Below are 18,591 nucleotides of genomic sequence, written 5' to 3'. Positions count from 1 at the left end.
TCAGATCAGGGGCTGGCCACAGCGGTTATGGCCAGGCAATCATCAGGCAGGTTGTGCTTCTTTTTCATCGCGGATTTTATCGACAATGGCAGTGGTTGAGCAGTTCTCCAGGAAGGCCAGCACTTTCACTTCACCACCGTATTCATGAACAATCGGAGCACCGACCACTTCATCCAGTGAGTAGTCGCCACCTTTTACCAGTACATCCGGCTTGATTGCCTGAATCAGATTTTCCGGGGTATCTTCATCAAAACTGACAACCCAGTCCACCGCTTCCAGGCCAGCAAGTACTGCCATTCGGCGGTCCACCGGGTTAATCGGGCGTCCTTCACCTTTCAGGCGGGTGACAGAATCATCGCCATTAATGGCAAGAATCAGCCTGTCCCCCTGCTTGCGTGCCTGCTCCAGGTAGCCAACATGGCCAGCATGGAGGATATCAAAACAACCGTTGGTAAAAACGATCTTTTCGCCGTGAGCCCGGGCATCTTCAACCGCAACCATCAATTGCTCGGCAGATACCGCACCTCTTTCAGCACCCAGCTCCCGGTTCACTTCACGTCTCAGTTCGGGCATGGAGACGCTGGCGGTGCCTAGCTTGGCCACAACAATGCCGGCGGCAATATTGGCCAGACCGGCAGCCTGGGGCATGTCACAGCCAGCGGCCAGGGAGGCGGCCAGTACCGAGATAACCGTGTCGCCTGCACCTGTTACATCGAAAACTTCTCTTGCCCTTGCCGGGTAGTGGACTTCAGGTTCATTTTCCCGGATCAGGGTCATGCCGTGTTCACTGCGGGTAATAAGCAGTGCTCCCAGCTCAAGGTCTTTTAACAGTTGTTGACCTTTGCTGACCAGCTCTTCTTCGCTGCGGCAGGGGCCAGCAATTGTCTCAAACTCTTTCAGATTGGGCGTTATCACCGTGGCACCACGGTAACGCTCAAAGCTGCTGCCTTTGGGGTCCACGAGAACGGGAATATTATGGGATCGGGCCAGGCGAATCAGTTGCTGACAGCCCTGCAGAGTTCCCTTGCCGTAATCAGAAAGGACAATGGCGCTCAGGTTATGGATAAGCTGGGCGGCCTTTTCTTCAATCACATCGGGACTCAGACCATCAAAGCTTTCTTCATGATCCAGGCGAATCAATTGTTGATGCTGGGAAATGACCCGTAATTTGGTAATGGTTGGCGCACCGGGGATTCGGGCAAAGCAGCAGTAAATGCCAGCGGCCTCCAGTCGGGTCTGAAGGACGTCGGCGGATTCATCGTCACCAGTTGCCGCGATAACCCATGCCGGTGCGCCCAGTGTGGCAATGTTAAGGGCAACGTTGCCCGCTCCGCCCGGACGGTCTTCTATCTGTCCGACTTTAACTACAGGCACCGGAGCTTCCGGTGAAATCCGGGAGGTGGCACCATGCCAGTATCGATCCAGCATGATATCGCCAATTACCAGGACTTTGGCCAGATCAAAACGGGGAATCGTCAATTTCATCAATGAGGTCCAGTCAGCTTAATGGCAGTTGGTTAACTACTTACCATACCACAGCCGTGCAATATGCACCTTAAAGTCAGTTGACGGATATTTTGGCAAAGGCTGTACAGCGTGTGCTGGTGCACCTTATACGCCTTGTTTCGTGTTTCCGGATCGGGGGCAGTGCAGCTGTTTTACGGTAAATTGGCGACTTTACCATAGATGTTTTCTGCTGCGTAAGTGAGAAATAATATTAATCCTGTGACGTCAGATGGTCGTCGTACTCCTCGACACTCGCCTCATCATTGTCAGCCTGGATATCCTGGCATTTAGACAGGTATTTTTGCAGTTTATTATTCTGGGAGTCTTTAAGCTCAGTGGCGTATTGAGGGTTATGTTCAAGTAATGTTTTGAGCTTAGCTGCATCATTGCGTTCGATCAGCAAAGCGATTTGTTTGGCAAGGGATAGTGTTTTTTCTGAGGGATTTTCTAATTTATAGGAACTGGCAGGGGCTACGGCTGGTGATGGTTGAGCTGATGCAGATGATTGGGGTTCTTTTGGTTTTGATGATTTTGCCGATTGCTCGCTCAAGCTATTCAGCAGAGATTTTAAGGTTCTCTTTTGAAATTTTTCAAGGTTATCCGATTGAACTCCTTTTGGTTTTGGGCAATAAGTTAGCCTTGCCGGATTCAGCCTGGGCCTTTTGAACAACGCATGGTAGGGGTGGCTTTCAGCCAGCGACTTTGAGAATGCGGCGATTAATTTGAATGGCGGGATGTGGCTGGATTGTGTTTTTATGCAGGGAATAACAAGGGTTTTATCCTGACTTTTCCATAATCCCAATGTCTTGAAGAGTATGGCAATGTCACAATTATCATCACTGGTATCAGGGCAAGTTGAGTCAGTTTGAGCCTGAACACGTTTTGAGGTCGCAGGATGATCATAAAAAGTACAAATTGTGGAGAGCAATGCCCCAATAAAATCCGCAGTGGTATGACATGTTTTAAAAGGGTCATCAGGTATAAAAAACTTAGCATCCTGGTGGGAGATAGTCTCAGTAATTATTTCACTTACTTTTTTATGTCTGAAAGCGATCGATAGTTTATAGGTGCTATGTTCGCTGAACATTATTAGTACGTTAGTATTATCAGGTGGAAATAATTCTGGCATTAAAATGTGCTTTGGCATGTTGGAGACTCTGCGGGTTGCCATATTCAACGTACCTGACAGAAAAGCCTCGGCAATGTGTGCTGGATTTTCCCTGTCAAACCTGCCCAGTTGAATTGATCGGAGTATTAATGCTCTTTTGCATTTGGTCATGAACTTGATGAGTTCCTGAAACATTAAATTTCGTGGGTAGTTCGTCGAGATTACTTGCCACTCCCGAATACATGCTTGCAACTCATTGGGCAGAGAGCTTTTCGCAATGTCATTATTTTGAGGGCCTTTTAGCGATATAGAAGAACCAGAGCCAGAAGATGCAAGTATTGTTGTGTCGGCGCTACCGGGAAGCACAGCTCTTGCTTCAATGTCAGTGGTTCTGGTGGATGTTATGTCATTGGAGCCGGACTGGCTGGATGTATGCGTCTGACATGTTGCCACTGTTCGGTGAGGAGAAAAAACACATTTGGAGCTATCAGAAGCGGGTGCTAAAGGCCGGGTTAGCTGATTGGCAGGCGCTGCCGAGACGTTTGCCGGGTTGGTGCTTGGATATGTTTCCATTGGAAATGCCTGTTTAAGCTCAAGATACGACCAGTACATGGTTTGAATTTAATTGATGAGTTCCTTCTATCAATGGCTCCCAAGCTCCGTTCATCCTGAGCTGAGCCGAAGGGCACCCGGGGTGAACGGAGATTTTACACATCAAACTTATTGGAATGATGTACTAAGTAAGATTGAAAAAGGGAGCAAAAGTTCCATTTTCTTCCTGAGTAATATTTAAACGTGTTCTACGGTAACAGGCGGTTCATCCTGAAACTGCATCTTGTGCAGTTTGGCGTAATGTTCACCTTTCGCCAGCAGTTCAGTATGGGTTCCTCGTTCAATAATTCGGCCATGCTCCATTACCAGGATGCAATCGGCATTCTCAATGGTTGACAGGCGATGAGCAATCACCAGGGTGGTACGGCCTTTCATGATGCTGTCCAGGGCTGCCTGAATGTGGCGCTCGGATTCTGTGTCCAGGGCTGAGGTTGCTTCATCCAGAATCAGGATGGGCGCATCTTTAAGCACCGCACGGGCAATGGCCAGACGCTGACGCTGGCCGCCGGACAGGAGAACGCCGTCTTCGCCAACAATTGTGTGCATACCGTCCGACATGTCTTTGATGAACTCTGTGGCATGGGCCGCTTCGGCAGCCAGGCGGATATCTTCCTGATCGGCGGTATCCCCCAGGGCACCGTAGGCAATATTTCTGGCAACGGTATCATTGAACAGGGTGATGTTCTGGCTGACCAGGGCAATATGGCTGCGCAGGTTTTTCAATTCAAAGTCATTCAGGGGAACTCCGTCAATCAGGATATCGCCTTCGGTATGGTTATAGAACCTGGGAACAAGATTGGCGAGGGTGCTTTTGCCGGAACCGGATCGCCCCACCAGGGCGTAGGTTTGTCCGGGTTGAATGGTGAAGCTGATGTCTTGCAGTGCGGGTGATTCCGCGCCTGGATAAGCAAAACCAATCTGCCTGAATTCAACGCAACCGGTTACCCGGTCGCAGGTGTACTGGCCATGATTGGCTTCTGGTGTTTCATCCACCATGGCGAAAATACTTTCTGCCGCCGCGATGCCCTTCTGGATACTGGCGTTCACTTCGCTGAGCTGGCGGATCGGCTTGGGCAGCAGGGCGGCCGCTGTTACATAACCCACCAGGATTGCTGTAGTTGAGTCACCTTTGACAAACAGAACCATAAACAGCAAAAGGGCAAGGGCTATGGAGACAATAAATTGCAGAACCGGCGTATGGACGGAGCCCGCTTTGGCCAGCTTAAGGTTCTGGCGGGTATTGGCGGCACTGGAAGACCGGAAGCGATCACATTCATAACCTTCACCACCAAACCCCCTGACCTCCCGATAGCCATTAATGGTTTCCGAGGTGACATGGGTCAGGTCTCCCATGGAATTTTGCATATTTCTGCTGATCCTGCGGAAACGTTTGCTGGCATAGGCAACCACCATGGCGATGATTGGCAGTGCGGCAATAAAGATCAGGGTCATCTTCCAGCTGGTGTAAAACAGGAAACTGAGCAGGAAGACAACGGTCAGGCCTTCCCGGACGGCAACACGAATGGCATCGGTAGCCGCGGCAGTCACCAGGCTGACGTTATAGGTAATACGGGCAATCAGGTGGCCGGAGTTGTTGTTATCAAAGAATGCATTGGGCAGGTTGATCATGCGTTCGAACATCTCGGTTCTCAGGTCATGGATAACAAAGTTCGCGACCTTGGAGATGTAGTAATTACCCAGATAAGAGCCGATGCCCCGAACGATGGCGATAATGACCATCAGTGACGGGATCAGCCAGAGTGATGAAATGGCTGAGTTGGGCAGCCATGTCTGGTTCTGCAGCAGGGTGACCTCTTCGCCTTCCAGCGCCTGGACAAAGTATTCAAGCAGCTTGGCGAAACCGGGCTGGGTCAGGGCAAAGATAGCCAGGCCAAGGAGACTCAGGGCAAAATAGCCTGTGTAGGGTTTTACGTAAGTCAGCAGTCGAAGGTAAATCTGCAGACTGCCAGGATTAGGGTTCTGTTCTGACATGGTATAGGATCATTTCCGGCTCTGGACAGACGTTGCCATGAGCGTAAGTGCCGCTTCCGATTAAAAGAAAAGTCTGGCTGGGAAGCACGTTCTGGCGGCATTTTCATTAAAATAAAAATGAACCGGCGAGCATAACAGCGATATCAGCCATTTAAAAAGCCTTTTTACCAGGCGTTTGCGGAAGCGCTTCAGGAAAAATAGCAGGTTTGCTTATTCGGTTGCGGAAAAAGGACGGGCTTAAAACCGGAATGTACGACTTAACCCGTCCGTTTTGACAAGCTGCTGATCAGGTATTACCTTTTGTAATACTCGAACCAGAGACCTCAGCCATGTCAACCAGCTCAATCACCAGCAAAGGGCAGGTCACCATTCCCAGTGCTATTCGGGAAAAATATCAGTTGCAACCCGGTGATAAAGTGCTCTTTCAAGAAAAAGACGGAGTCATCATCCTGACCCCCATGTCTGACGATATTGAAGCCCTTGGTGGTTGCCTGGCCCAGCACACCAATGGTCGCAGGGCATCGCTGGACGATATGGAAAAAGCCATTAAGGCGGGTGCTTCTGAAACCTGGATCAATCAACATGACCAGCACAAAGGCAAGTAGTAATGGACGGTATTGACACGAATATCCTTATTCGCTATCTGGTTCGAGATGACGAGCCTCAGTATCAACAGGTTCTCAACTTCCTCACCGGTTGCCAGAAGTTTTACATCAGCCCTCTGGTGTTGATAGAAACTGTGTGGGTGCTCAGTCATTTTTACAGGGTAGACCCCGAACAGCAATGTCAGAAACTCAGAGCTGTTTTGCACCTGCAAAAGTGCGTAACTGATCATTGTCCGGAAACCCTGAAAGCTCTTGATGATTATCAACAGGGTTATGATTTTGCGGATGCCATGATCGGGCATCATAACAAACAACAATGTGTAACAACCCTGACCTTTGACCGCAAGGCTTCAAGGTTGCCTGAGTTCAGCCTGCTCTGGCCGCAGTGATCGCCGGGAGGTGCAGGTCCTAAGGACCAAAGCCGGAATCATCATCTTCAGAATCACTGTCGCTGAAATCGGAAAGATCCGCTGTTGATGAGTCCCCCTCTGATCCCTGGTCAACGGAGTCGAGACTGCTATTGAAGCTGATAGCGGAATCACGGCGCTCATGAGCGTCACCTTTCAGATAGTCCTCCTGTTCAGAGATCAGCGCTGCCCGGTAATCTTCATCGAGATCATCTGCCCGGGCCATTTGCTCAAGACCCCTGACAAACTCTTCAGGGTCGATTAACGAAGCTTTCATACTGGCTGCCACACGGGCCTTGGCATTGAGAAAATTGTGATTTTTCGGACGGGTTTTCCAGAGTGGATTTTGCTGGACTGCATAACCTCGATTCATCAGCTCACCCAGCACAGAGTGAAACTGCTCCTCATTGAAAATCATGCAAATCCCTTCTGCCATATTTAATGAGGCTGGCAGAAAAGCGGTAATGGGATAATTGGCCTGCTCATCAGTGGCCAGACTGTGAACATCAACATTATGGTGAATAACCCGGTGTTTTCTGCCCAATGCCCGTTCGTAATAGCTAACCATATTCCGGGTTCGGTTTGACACATTGCCCATATCCGAGTCCTCCCTGAAGAGGGTTTGCCCGGATTCATCTTTTACCGAATAAAAATCGTTCTGCAGTTTTTTTTCCAACTGATCATAGCCAGCCAGTTTCTCCTGCAACACCTCTTTGGATATTTCCCCGGCAGCAAAGGATTTCTTCAGTCTCGCTCGATACTTGTCAACCTGCCGGGTGACAACCTGGTCTGAGACTAAAGGTATGGGTAATCGGTCTAAACGCTCCAGATCCAGTTTCTCCAGGGGAAAAACCTCCATCAGTGGATCAATATCTGCGGTCATGGGCTGTGCCGTGTCGCCTGGCTCTGTTGCCGGCTGCGCAATCACCATAACAGGTGCTGGGGATATATGATCAGCGTCGTACACAGCCCATTGGCCATCGGGTTCTCTTATCAATAGCTGGGTATGTTCAGGCCCGTCACTGCGATTGCAGGCCCGTGTCTTGAAATAGAGACACGGATCACCGTGTTCATTGACCTGCTCATTTCGCTGATACAGATAGCCATTGCGTTCAAGCTCCTCAAGGCGGTTCTGGCTGATTCTTAATGGCACAGCCTCGGCGTACGGATTGCCGTGGCGATCTACCCCTTTCAGGCACTTTTCTGCCTGCTTGCTGTATTTTTCTATTTTACTGTCCCTGTCCAGGGCCAGTTTGCTGTACTGCTGAAGCACCGGAATGGTACCTGCCTGAGCCCCCCAGTTACTGCTTTTTGCCTTGATTCTGAAATGTTTGGTGGGCCACCCTTCATCAATCAAGGTGCGACAGACTGGCTCCACAGGTCGGGTAAACAGTGCTGCACCGCGGTGATCAGCGGCCTCTTTCAGCTGGCTCAGAAGATCATAGGGGATGCCCTGGAGGGAGTGTGCTGCAACCCGTTGCAGGCCGGTGATTACTTTGTCCCGGGAAGTATGTTCCTGCACAGGGTCAGCCAGAGTGATCAATGAGTTACTGAGGCTTTTTTGTGAATCTTTATCCAGTCGGCTCGCAGTTCTGTCACTGTTAACACCCTTGCCAATATGGGTATCACTGCGCTCAGTGATCGGGGAAACCTGCCGGGTATTGGCAAACACCCCTCGAGTGTTATCGTTGGCCGGCCTGGGTTTATTTTCTTGAGCTGGATATTGAGTTGGTGTATTTGTGGTAATTTTTTTGGCCATAGTATGCAGGCTTCCCCAGCTCATCCCGTTGCGAGCGAAACTATCAATGTTTTGCATCGGCAGTCTTTGCTCCCTTTAAAGAACAGGGTCTCCACAAATTCTCATGACCAGCATAGATGGTGTTGAGGGTTTGTAATCTGAATTTTTGCGTCACCCTGCACAATGAAAATGCTCGAGGTGCAGGGCAAGCGCAGAGAAGTTTCCGGAAGAGATTGCGAAGTGTTGTCCCGGTTTAGTTGCCCATTAGTGGTCAGGAGTGGTTGGAGCGTTTGCCTGATGGAAGTTGTTTGAGCTGAAAGGTTTAAGTTCAGTCCTGCGAAAGTCTGGCGGGGAAGTTCAAGTGGGAAAGCCAGGGTCTTTCTTTTTGCTGGTTTCCCTTTTGGAGCACATGCAAGATTCAAGACTTGGCACTGGATTCCTCTTTCACCTTATGGAGATAGAACCGCACCTCAATTTTTCCATAATCAACATGGCCATCATTATCGATAGTGGCAGTACGACTGAGCGAGATGCGAGATTGACTGTCATATTTGAGAGGCTCTCCATCAGTAGTTCCTGCCCCCCCCGCAAGGGTTGGAATAGCGTTCATGCGGTAGGTGATGTCAGTGCTGTTGTCGTTACGTATCACATCGATAGCCAGCTCTGGGTTTTGTTGGGTTAGCAGCCCCCAATCGGGCATCATGTTAAACAGAGTACCCTGGAGACAGTAGAGCATATGATTAAGCTCGGTCTGGTTGATGTGGCTGAGTATCTGCATCTTTGTTTCGATCGGTAGCCCATCAAGGCTACTGATAATCTTGCCTTCTAACGCCTGACGAACTTCGTTGGCGGCATCCGTCTCATTATGATCCATCTTATGGCGGTATTCAGCGCATAGAGCACTATTGTCAAAGTTGACTCCATTGTTGTTGTGAATACGTACAGTGTTTCTGATCAAATCGACACCGATCTGGTTGGGGATGACAAGTTGACCTTGTATATCTAAATCGGCTTTCATGGCGAGCATATCGCTTTCATGGCAACTGTCACTGGGGATTCGCACCTCTCTTTCAATCTCAGCCGGTATGGCCAGATCCTCAAAAATATGGTCTGGAGCCTGCATAGTAGCAATAATCTTATCGTTGATTTTGGTCGCCATTTCACTGAGAAAGCGCTTGTTGGTATTTGGGCTGGAGAGGAGAATGCCTTTGTAGACATTGGGCATGAGAACCAATTGCTCTTGCAGGTAGTCTCGAAACAAAGCCAGTTGCCGGGTCGTGCAGGGTGGATCGTCCAGCATCTCGAGTTCATCCATATAGGCGTTGATGAGGGCCTTGATTTGCTGACACTGCTCTGAACTATTGTGGGTCGTGTCGGTGAGCTTTTTAGTTGAGGTCTGGATTTTCTCCTCGAGAATTATAAGCTGATCCTTCTCTTGTTTATTCTGTTTGAGGTCAGTGATCTTATGGGGTGAAGACAGGGTGATTTGGCGTTTCTCCAGACCAAAATCTGTCCGCTCATTGGATAATGCATGTCCAGCTTTGCCAATTGTTGGCTCAGCATCTGCTATTTGGGAAATTCGGCCTGTACTGGTGTTTTGAGTCTTCTTAGGATTGTTGTTGTTTGGTGGGATGGCTGGCTGACTTGGGGTGCTCTCATCGACCTTACTCATTGGCTTCATCCATGTGCGCTGTTGGGTATCTCCTGAAGTATAGGAAACGGATCAGGCATCTCACGATCAACGACTTTATGGCTTTGAGCGTTAGCAAATCCCTTCGGCTGGTTTCCGTCGCAATGTCAACGTGGTAACTCGGTTATATCTGGTCATATACGTATACCCGTGCACTTAAATGCCGGTAAGGCGGGCAGATATAAGGGTGTATAAAACTTGCGTATGAGTGGCGGAGTGGTAGGATTGCCGCCATTTTAGTTGCTCGGCCTCCTGGAGCAGACAGATTTAAAAGTGTGTACAAATATGTGTACGAAAAAAATTTAAAGATTTTGAAAGGCGGAATAAGTTTTGGAAATTAATAAGTTAAGAAACGTTGCCATTATCGCCCACGTAGACCACGGCAAGACTACGCTGGTGGATAAGCTGCTGCAGCAGTCAGGTACTCTGGGTCGTAAGGACCAGGGCGCTGAGCGTATCATGGACTCCAATGACCAGGAAAAAGAGCGTGGTATTACCATCCTGGCCAAGAACACCGCGATTGAGTGGCAAGATTTCCATATCAATATCGTTGATACCCCGGGACACGCTGACTTCGGTGGTGAAGTTGAGCGGGTGCTCTCCATGGTTGACTCGGTTCTGCTGCTGGTGGATGCCGTTGATGGTCCGATGCCACAGACCCGCTTTGTTACCCAGAAGGCCTTTGAGCAGGGCCTGAGACCGATTGTGGTTATCAACAAGGTTGATCGTCCGGGTGCTCGCCCTGACTGGGTTATGGATCAGGTATTTGATCTGTTTGATCGTCTGGGCGCTACGGATGAGCAGCTGGACTTCCCGGTGATTTACGCCTCCGCACTGAACGGTGTTGCCGGTCATGACCCGGACAATCTGGCTGAAGATATGACACCGCTGTTTGAGATGATTACTGAGCGTGTGCCTGCGCCACCGGTCAATGTTGACGGTCCTTTACAGATGCAGATCAGTGCCCTGGATTACAACAGCTATGTTGGTGTTATCGGTATTGGCCGTATTACCCGTGGTGTACTGAAGCCTGGTCAGCAGATTGTGCTGGTGGATCGTGACAACAAGCAGCGTAAGGCCAAAGTGCAGCAGGTCATGGGGCATCTGGGGCTTGAGCGTGTTGAAGTGGCCAAAGCCCGTGCCGGTGACATTGTCTGTATTACCGGTATTGATAAGCTGAACATTTCTGACACGATCTGTGATCCTGAACGTCCGGAAATGCTGCCACCGCTGACGGTTGATGAGCCAACAGTCAGCATGACCTTCCAGGTGAATGACTCTCCGTTTGCTGGTCAGGATGGCAAATTCGTTACCTCCCGTAATATCCGTGAGCGTCTTGATCGCGAACTGATCTCCAACGTAGCGTTGCGTGTTGAGCAGGGCGATGATGCGGATAAGTTCAAGGTGTCTGGCCGTGGTGAACTGCACCTGTCTGTTCTGATTGAAACCATGCGTCGGGAAGGGTTTGAGCTGGCGGTTTCCCGTCCACAGGTAGTGGTCAAGGAAATTGACGGCGTTAAGCAGGAGCCCTTTGAGCACGTGGTGGTGGACATTGAAGAACAGCACCAGGGACCAGTCATGGAAGAGCTTGGCCTGCGTCGTGCTGAACTGAAGGATATGGTACCGGATGGTAAAGGACGTGTGCGTCTTGACTTCATTATGCCGGCTCGTGGCTTGATCGGTTTCCGTTCCCAGTTCCTGACCATAACGTCAGGCAGCGGTATCCTGACCTCCATTTTTGATCATTATGGTGAAGTCAAGGGTGGGGAAGTCGGCCAGCGCAACAACGGTGTTCTTATCTCCATGGTGAATGGCAAGGTGTTGGCCTATGCGTTGTTCAGCTTGCAGGAGCGTGGCCGTCTGTTCATTAACCCTAACGTTGATGTCTATGAAGGCCAGATTATCGGTCTGCACAGTCGCGATAATGATTTGACGGTAAACCCAACCAAAGCCAAACAGCTGACTAACGTTCGTGCCGCGGGTACCGATGAGAATATCATTCTGACGCCACCGGTTCGTCACTCTCTGGAGCAGGCTCTGGAGTTTATTGATGATGATGAGCTGGTTGAGGTGACGCCCAACTACATCCGTATTCGCAAAAAGTTCCTGAAGGAACATGAGCGTAAGCGCGCAAGTCGTTCGAAGTAATACTGGCGAATAACTGAAATACTGTATGCAAAGCCCCACTTAGTGTGGGGTTTTTTTATGGCCCTAACCAGGGGTTGCCGGGGTATGGGACCGTGGTCGTTAGCTGAGTTATAATTGCTGCAATAACAAGGCATGCCACAAAGGTATAACCCGGTGATGCTATCCAGCCTTCCAGAAAGTGAGGGTTACGTTTTCCCTCCGCTAAAAAGTGTCTTTTCTTTTCATGTTTAACCCGTTTGTTTTTATCTGCCTTGTAGCGCTGTCGCATTTGTTCAATGTCGGCCGTTGTCAGGGGAGATACCGGGGGCCTGTTGCTTTTCTGGCTCAGTCGGTGAGAGACCAGAAAACCGTATTCCAACGGTGAGGTGAGTAATATGACCGGGTTGATGTGCGGGTTGTCGTAGAGTTCAGGAATGGTTGCAAACAGGTCTTCACTATTGTCCAGAACCACTGCTGGCGAGGACGTCAGATCGGTGCTGACGGGCCCTGTACCCAGTATTTTGCTGGTGGCTATTCGGTTGTGGCTGATATCGATATCAACAATATACAGATTCGCTGACAGGGCGATGCATTGCAAAACCGCATGCCGCTTCTCCTTAACCCCCTTGAAGTTCTCCAGCATTAACATTTCTGGGCAAACCCTGGTGTTGCTAATGGTGGTTCTGGTTAATAGTTCAAACAGGTTGTTATAGAGTTCGTCATCACGGGCGAGATGCTTATCCAGTTCCGTGTGATGGCTTAACCAGGCCGCAAGGTCATCTTTGCTCTGCTCAAGGATGAACGTTTCAAAGACGTTTTTCTCTTTTTTATTTAGATTCAATGCTGGCTGAAGCAGTTGGTGCAGCTCACCATCTGCCGTTCTGCCTGCCGAAATAAGCAGTTGTGAAAGATAGCGATAAAATTGTTCGGGTCGACAGGTATGCAGGGCTTGTAAAGCCGTCAGGGTATATTGCCTGCGATCATTCTGTTGGGTTTCAGGATTGGTTGAGTAAATCTTAAAGCCCGTCCTGGCTACCCATTGCTGAATCATTATTTGATCATCATCAGAGAAGTACCGGGATGCTCTGGCGGGAATTGCCATTAGGATGATCAAAAAGACCACAATTGTTTTAATTACTTTTCCAGGTTGGTATTTCATATTCTTCGGGCTGTTGCTGTTTTATTACCCTCTCCAGAGAGGTCGGTGTACGTAGCTGAATGGCGTGGTGTTATCAGTAGAGGATGTTTATGTTCTAAGTCTCAGACAGGTTGCCGCCGAATTAGTTCAAGTGATGTTTTTAAAAGTGACGACGTGCCCTTTGCCGCAATAACCGTTTAAGGTTAAGGTTAAGCATTGTTCTGGTGTTTTCCTGAAAGGATTTTCCATGCGCACCCTGTATCCTGCCATCAAACCCTACGCTAACCGGCACCTGCAAGTTGATGATATTCATGAGATATACATTGAAGAGTGTGGTTCTCAGGATGGGCTACCGGTTCTTTTCGTGCATGGTGGACCGGGTGCCGGTTGTACAGAGCAGGATCGCCGTTTTTTTGATCCGGAAAAGTATCGGATTATTCTTTTTGATCAGAGGGGGAGTGGCCGCTCCAGACCCCATGCTGAACTGGAGCACAATAATACCACTGCACTGATTGAAGACATGGAGTTGATTCGTGAAAACCTGGGAGTTGAGCGGTGGCTGGTATTTGGCGGCTCCTGGGGCTCAACACTTTCGTTGCTGTATGCCCAGGCGCACCCGAAGCGTGTGTCAGGACTGGTTCTCAGGGGAGTTTTTCTTTCCCGGCAACAGGATCTTGACTGGCTTTATAAAGAGGGAGCCAGCAGAGTATTTCCGGATCATTGGGCACACTTCCTTGAGCTGATACCGGAAGGTGAACGAGGCGATCTTCTGGAAGCTTACTATCAGCGGCTGTTTGGCGAGGATGAACTGGCCAGAATGAATGCTGCCAAGCACTGGTCTTTGTGGGAGGGTAATACGGCAACCCTGCGACCCAACCATGAACTGGTGGATCATTTTGCTGATCCACACCTGGCCTTATCTCTTTCGCGGATAGAGTGTCATTACTTTAAACATAAGTCCTTCATTAACCCGAATCAGATTATAGAGAAGATGAATCTGATATCAGCCATTCCCGGCGTGATCGTGCATGGGCGTTATGACATGATCTGTCCGCTGGATAATGCGCAGGCGCTTGTGGATCACTGGTCGCAGGCAGATTTGCAGATTATCCGGGATGCGGGTCACGCTTCCTGTGAGCCGGGTATTGTGGATGCACTGGTTAGGGCAACGGATGATTTTGCCCGAAGATTGGCTCCATAAAAGCAGAGCGTATTGGAAAAACAACTCGAGATGCATCGATGAAAGGTTTGATTCAGCGGGTCAGTCATGCCAGCGTGGTGGTAGATGGGGAAACGGTCGGAGAAATCGGTTCCGGCATTCTTCTGTTGCTGGGTGTCGAAAAAGGAGATGACCTGGCTCTGGCGGATAAACTGCTGGAAAAAGTGTTGAAATATCGAATTTTCAGTGATGATCAGGGCAGGATGAACCTTGGTTTGCGCGATGTGAGGGGCGGCCTGCTTATTGTTTCCCAGTTCACTCTGGTTGCGGATACCCGTAAAGGATTGCGCCCGGGTTTCAGCGCCGGGGCCTCTCCTGAGCAGGGAGAAAAGCTATATCACTACTTTGTTGAGCGGGCTGAAGCTCTGCATCACAATGTTGCCACCGGCCGCTTTGGTGCAGATATGAAAGTCTCTCTGCTCAATGATGGGCCGGTGACGTTTCTGCTGGAGTCTTAGCGTCAAATACCGAAAAACGGAATGGATCATCAAGCCTGGTAATAGGCTGATGATCCATATTTTGGCTACAGTGCAGCATTATCATCCTCGGCAGCATCTGTTTCGACCGTTTTGAATACCTCCATTTCAAACTCAGGCTTGCCATTGAGGGGAAGCAAGGGTGGCATGCCTTCAGCATCTTCCTTGTTGAAGAAACAGTAAGTAGACTCATCAACAGGGAGTGGCTCGTAGGTGTAATTTACATAGCCCTCTTCCACTCCTTCAAGTTCCACATCTTCAGCTTCCAATCGCGTCGGGTCAAAGTCGCTTTTGTCAAGCTCGGCCAGATAACGCTGATGGTAGAAGTATGGAGTAATTTTATCGGCAATCGCTACAGGCCCCGGGCTTACTGCTGCAAGGCCGGAAAATATCACCTGGCCGGCAGGGTAATAGTATGGGCCAAAAAACGCATTTGCTGTTAGACAGCAAAGCTGCTTTGCAAAATAGCCAGTAACTGTATAGTCGACAACAGCTTTAACAGCCCTGGGGCCAAACTGTACAGTTATACCTCCGCCAATACGTCCAGCTACGAACATGGCTAAAGGTCGAGACACGGGCTCGGAATAACTGATAAACCTCTTGGTTAATCGGGCTATTCCACCTGGTATGGCAGAACCAATCATGGTTAACCTCCTTATTAAAATTCTTTTGAACTATTGTTCTAGACTATGAGGTTTCGGAAAAGTTCCGCCAATGTTGGCTAATTGGGCAAAATAATTGCAAATAAGGCGATAGAGGGCCTGACATTGGGTGTCAGGCGGGTATTATTACATCTGCTCGACGGTTTCAATGCCCAGCAGGCCAAGACCCAGCTTCAGGGTTCTGGCGGTCAGGGCGCAGATCTGCAGGCGGCTGTTACGCAGGTCTTCAGAAACGCCTTCCTTGTTCACCGGGCATGCTTCATAGAATTTCATAAAGGCACCGGAGATGTCGTACAGATAGGCGCACAGCTGATGTGGCAGGCCTTCTCTGGCAACGGATTCAATGGTTTCGCTGAAGCGGCACAGCAGCAGGGCCAGCTCCCGTTCAGCATCGTTCTCAATCAGGATATCACCAGTGAGGTCAGACTCGCTGATACCGGCCTTGCGGAAGATGCTCATGATCCGGGTGTAGGCATAGAGCAGGTAAGGTGCGGTATTGCCCTCAAAGGCCAGCATGTTATCCCAGTCAAAAACATAGTCGCTGGTCCGGTTTTTGGAAAGGTCCGCATATTTTACCGAGCCAATGGCCACAGAGCGGATCACATTTACCTTCTGCTCTTCTGAAAGGTCGCCGGATTTGCTGGCAATCAGGGCGGCTGCGCGTTCTTCCGCCTCGTCCAGAAGGTCTGCCAGCTTGATGGTGGTGCCGGCTCGGGTCTTGAACGGTTTGCTATCTTTGCCCAGCATCATGCCAAAGGCGTGGTGTTCCAGTGACGCGTGGTCAGACGCAAATCCTGCCTTGCGGGCAATGGTGAATACCTGGTCGAAATGCTGTCCCTGGCGTGCATCTACGTAATAGAGAACGCGATCGGCGTTCAGGGTATGGCAGCGGTGACGGATCGCCGCCAGGTCGGTGGTCGTGTAAAGGAAACCACCTCCGGACTTCTCGACGATGACGCCCATTGGGTCGCCATCCTTGTTTTTGAACTCATCCAGAAAGACAACCCTGGCACCGCTGTCTTCGCTCAACAGTCCCTGTTCATCCAGCAGCTGAATGATCACGGGCAGGCTGTCGTTATAGGCGCTTTCCCCCATCACATCAGCAGTGGTCAGTGAGACATTCAGGCGGTCGTAGGTATCCTGGTTGTGTGACAGGGTGGTATCCACCAGTTTTTTCCACAGTTTCAGGCAGTACTCGTCGCCGGCCTGCAGGCGAACCACATAGCTTCTGGCGCGGGTGGCGAAGTCCGGGTTGTCATCAAAATGCTTCTTGGCTTCGCGATAGAACGTTTCCAGGTCAGAAAGCTCCATGCTCATGGCTTCCTGGTTCTCTTTCTCCAGTTCTTCCAGGTGGGCGATCAGCATGCCAAATTGCGTACCCCAGTCCCCCAGGTGGTTCTGGCGGATTACCTTGTGTCCGAGAAACTCCAGGGTTCTGGCGGTTGAGTCACCGATAATGGTGGAGCGCAGGTGGCCAACGTGCATCTCTTTGGCAACGTTCGGCGCTGAGTAATCAACCACCACGGTTTGCCTGTTGTCGGTCTGTGCAACTCCAGCCCGGGGATCGTGGACGGCAGACTGAAGACTGCTGGCCAGCCACTGGGGGGCGAGATGAATGTTGATGAAACCGGGTCCGGCAATGTCAACCTTGCTGGCAATGCCATCAAGATCCAGATTGTCGATCACTTTTTGTGCCAGTTCCCGTGGGTTCATCCCCATTTTTTTGGCCGCAGCCATCACGGCGTTGCACTGGTAATCACCAAAGTTCGCCCGTGCGCCGGGACGAACCATGGCCGGGGTCCCCTCTGGAGCACCCGCAGCAATAAGCGCTTTGATGACTTTGTCTTCAAGCAGCTTGAGAATATTCATGCATGAGTCCTTGGTTAAAACTCGCTGGAATTTAAATGGCGGGAATGCTATCGAAAAAGGCCATGTGTCTCAATAGAAGCAATCGCTGTGCTTGAACTTATACCAGTAAGGCTGGAGATAATGGTATCTTTATCCGGGTGTGTTCATAAACAGCCGGACAAACACAGACCTGACAATAGATAAGTTGAGAGATATGACATCCAGATCAAACAATAGCAGGCGGGGAGCCAGTAAATCGACCAATGCCGGTAAATCTGCCGGTGTGTCTCTGCCCAACTGGGCCTGGTTGCTGGCAGGTCTGGTTATTGGTGTGTTTGCTGCTTTTCTGGCAGGGCTGACGCCCTCTGCCAAAGATGTGCGCAGCGTCGCCGGGCAGGTCCAGTCATCGTCCGGGGATGAACAGAAAAAAGATAATCAGCCGGTGTTTGATTTTTATACCCTGCTGCCTGAGTCGGAAGTGACGGTATCCATTGCGGAGCCGGAACTGAAACCGGAACCAGTCTCTGCCAGAAAACCAGAGAGTAAGCCGGATCAGAAACCGGCCGCCAGCGCTAAAAAATATCTGCTGCAGGCCGGTTCCTTCCGCAGCGACAAGGATGCCGAGCGACTCAGGGTGCAATTGCTGCTGGAAGGTTTGAGTCCCAAAGTCGAGAAAGTCAGTGTTGGCACAGGGGAAACCTGGCATCGGGTGCAGCTGGGACCATTTGCCGACCGGGCCTCACTGCACAATGCCCAGGAAGTGCTGGCCAGCAAAAACATTGATAGTCTTTTGTTACAGTTGAAATAGAAAAAGCACCATTGCGGGCGGGTTTTCTCTTCCGCCCCTCTTGATAATTTATTTCCCTGCCCCATATAAGGCCCTGTTATCCGTTTTTTATTAAGGAGCGAGCCTTGGAACAGTATCGTGGCACAACTATTCTGTCGGTACGTCGTGGCGGCAGTGTGGTGATCGGTGGTGATGGCCAGGTTTCGCTGGGTGATGCCGTAATCAAGGGCAACGCCCACAAAGTACGCCGACTGTATAAAGGTAAAGTGATTGCCGGGTTTGCCGGTGGTACCGCTGATGCCTTCACCCTGTTTGAGCGTTTTGAAGCCCAGCTGGAAAAACACCAGGGACGACTGACCAAATCAGCGGTTGAGCTGGCCAAAGAGTGGCGAACCGAGCGGGCCCTGCAACGTCTGGAAGCCATGCTGATTGTTGCTGATGCCACGGCCTCCCTGATCATCACCGGTAATGGCGATGTCATGGAGACGGAAGATGGCATCCTGGCCATCGGTTCCGGTGGTTTTTATGCCCAGGCAGCTGCCAAGGCACTGTTTCATAACACAGAAATGGGTGCCCGGGATATCGTTGAAAAGAGTCTGGGTATCGCCGCAGATATCTGTGTCTACACCAACTCAAACCAAGTCATCGAAGAGCTTCCTGCAGCTTGAAACAATAG

15 protein-coding genes are annotated in these 18,591 nt (G+C 50.2%); 7 read left to right on the top strand and 8 right to left on the bottom strand.

The genetic code is table 11. The annotated features are described in order from the left end of the window. Positions 1–42 precede the first annotated feature (42 nt). The 3 genes from hldE to msbA form a co-directional block, all read right to left on the bottom strand. Complete coding sequence (gene hldE, locus ACO6VE_RS02105) at positions 43–1,485, bottom strand: bifunctional D-glycero-beta-D-manno-heptose-7-phosphate kinase/D-glycero-beta-D-manno-heptose 1-phosphate adenylyltransferase HldE (RefSeq protein WP_422446465.1); 1,443 nt, start codon at positions 1,483–1,485, stop codon at positions 43–45. Positions 1,486–1,717: 232 nt separating this feature from the next. Beyond that, positions 1,718–3,187, bottom strand: coding sequence for a hypothetical protein (locus ACO6VE_RS02100; RefSeq protein WP_422459472.1), 1,470 nt, complete (start codon positions 3,185–3,187; stop codon positions 1,718–1,720). A 216-nt stretch (positions 3,188–3,403) separates the two neighbouring features. Beyond that, positions 3,404–5,218, bottom strand: a complete 1,815-nt coding sequence (gene msbA / locus ACO6VE_RS02095; protein ID WP_422459470.1) for a lipid A export permease/ATP-binding protein MsbA — start codon at positions 5,216–5,218, stop codon at positions 3,404–3,406. A 329-nt stretch (positions 5,219–5,547) separates the two neighbouring features. On the opposite strand from msbA, the gene ACO6VE_RS02090 reads away from it, so the two are divergent. Both ACO6VE_RS02090 and ACO6VE_RS02085 read left to right on the top strand, forming a co-directional pair. After that, the gene (locus ACO6VE_RS02090) at positions 5,548–5,823 is read left to right on the top strand and encodes an AbrB/MazE/SpoVT family DNA-binding domain-containing protein (protein ID WP_422446459.1); all 276 of its coding nucleotides are present in this window, start codon (positions 5,548–5,550) and stop codon (positions 5,821–5,823) included. A 2-nt stretch (positions 5,824–5,825) separates the two neighbouring features. Further along, on the top strand, positions 5,826–6,212 hold the full coding sequence (locus tag ACO6VE_RS02085; protein ID WP_269673177.1) for a PIN domain-containing protein: 387 nt from the start codon (positions 5,826–5,828) through the stop codon (positions 6,210–6,212). Between the two features lie 19 nt (positions 6,213–6,231). On the opposite strand, the gene ACO6VE_RS02080 is transcribed toward ACO6VE_RS02085, so the two are convergent. Together ACO6VE_RS02080 and ACO6VE_RS02075 are read right to left on the bottom strand one after the other, a co-directional pair. Then, positions 6,232–8,046 (bottom strand): anthrax toxin-like adenylyl cyclase domain-containing protein, encoded by a 1,815-nt coding sequence (locus ACO6VE_RS02080; protein ID WP_422459468.1) that lies wholly within the window; start codon positions 8,044–8,046, stop codon positions 6,232–6,234. Between the two features lie 340 nt (positions 8,047–8,386). After that, positions 8,387–9,640 carry a hypothetical protein gene (locus ACO6VE_RS02075; RefSeq protein ID WP_422459466.1) on the bottom strand — a complete coding sequence of 418 codons (1,254 nt, stop codon included), beginning with the start codon at positions 9,638–9,640 and terminating at the stop codon, positions 8,387–8,389. Between the two features lie 348 nt (positions 9,641–9,988). Between ACO6VE_RS02075 and typA the strand changes: the two genes are divergently transcribed. Further along, positions 9,989–11,806 carry a translational GTPase TypA gene (gene typA / locus ACO6VE_RS02070; protein WP_422446452.1) on the top strand — a complete coding sequence of 606 codons (1,818 nt, stop codon included), beginning with the start codon at positions 9,989–9,991 and terminating at the stop codon, positions 11,804–11,806. A gap of 55 nt (positions 11,807–11,861) precedes the next feature. On the opposite strand, the gene ACO6VE_RS02065 is transcribed toward typA, so the two are convergent. Continuing rightward, entirely contained in the window at positions 11,862–12,887 is a 1,026-nt protein-coding gene (locus ACO6VE_RS02065) for a hypothetical protein (protein WP_422459464.1), read from the bottom strand. Between the two features lie 283 nt (positions 12,888–13,170). Between ACO6VE_RS02065 and pip the strand changes: the two genes are divergently transcribed. After that, complete coding sequence (gene pip, locus ACO6VE_RS02060; protein ID WP_422446449.1) at positions 13,171–14,124, top strand: prolyl aminopeptidase; 954 nt, start codon at positions 13,171–13,173, stop codon at positions 14,122–14,124. Between the two features lie 38 nt (positions 14,125–14,162). Then, entirely contained in the window at positions 14,163–14,600 is a 438-nt protein-coding gene (dtd, locus tag ACO6VE_RS02055; protein ID WP_422446447.1) for a D-aminoacyl-tRNA deacylase, read from the top strand. Between the two features lie 65 nt (positions 14,601–14,665). On the opposite strand, the gene ACO6VE_RS02050 is transcribed toward dtd, so the two are convergent. Further along, positions 14,666–15,262 carry a hypothetical protein gene (locus tag ACO6VE_RS02050; RefSeq protein WP_422446445.1) on the bottom strand — a complete coding sequence of 199 codons (597 nt, stop codon included), beginning with the start codon at positions 15,260–15,262 and terminating at the stop codon, positions 14,666–14,668. Between the two features lie 144 nt (positions 15,263–15,406). Beyond that, a complete protein-coding gene (gene argS / locus ACO6VE_RS02045) occupies positions 15,407–17,149 on the bottom strand; it encodes an arginine--tRNA ligase (RefSeq protein ID WP_422459462.1) in 1,743 nt (580 codons plus the stop codon). A 193-nt stretch (positions 17,150–17,342) separates the two neighbouring features. On the opposite strand from argS, the gene ACO6VE_RS02040 reads away from it, so the two are divergent. Together ACO6VE_RS02040 and hslV are read left to right on the top strand one after the other, a co-directional pair. Beyond that, complete coding sequence (locus tag ACO6VE_RS02040; RefSeq protein ID WP_422446441.1) at positions 17,343–17,936, top strand: SPOR domain-containing protein; 594 nt, start codon at positions 17,343–17,345, stop codon at positions 17,934–17,936. A gap of 104 nt (positions 17,937–18,040) precedes the next feature. Then, positions 18,041–18,583, top strand: coding sequence for an ATP-dependent protease subunit HslV (hslV, locus tag ACO6VE_RS02035; protein WP_422446439.1), 543 nt, complete (start codon positions 18,041–18,043; stop codon positions 18,581–18,583). Positions 18,584–18,591 lie beyond the last annotated feature (8 nt).

Origin of the sequence: Endozoicomonas sp. ALB115 (genome assembly GCF_049310245.1) — a bacterium.
In the GTDB taxonomy this organism is placed as follows: Bacteria; Pseudomonadota; Gammaproteobacteria; order Pseudomonadales; family Endozoicomonadaceae; genus Endozoicomonas.
Note: the sequence above shows the minus strand (reverse complement) of the source record. Positions and strands in the feature narration are given on the sequence as shown.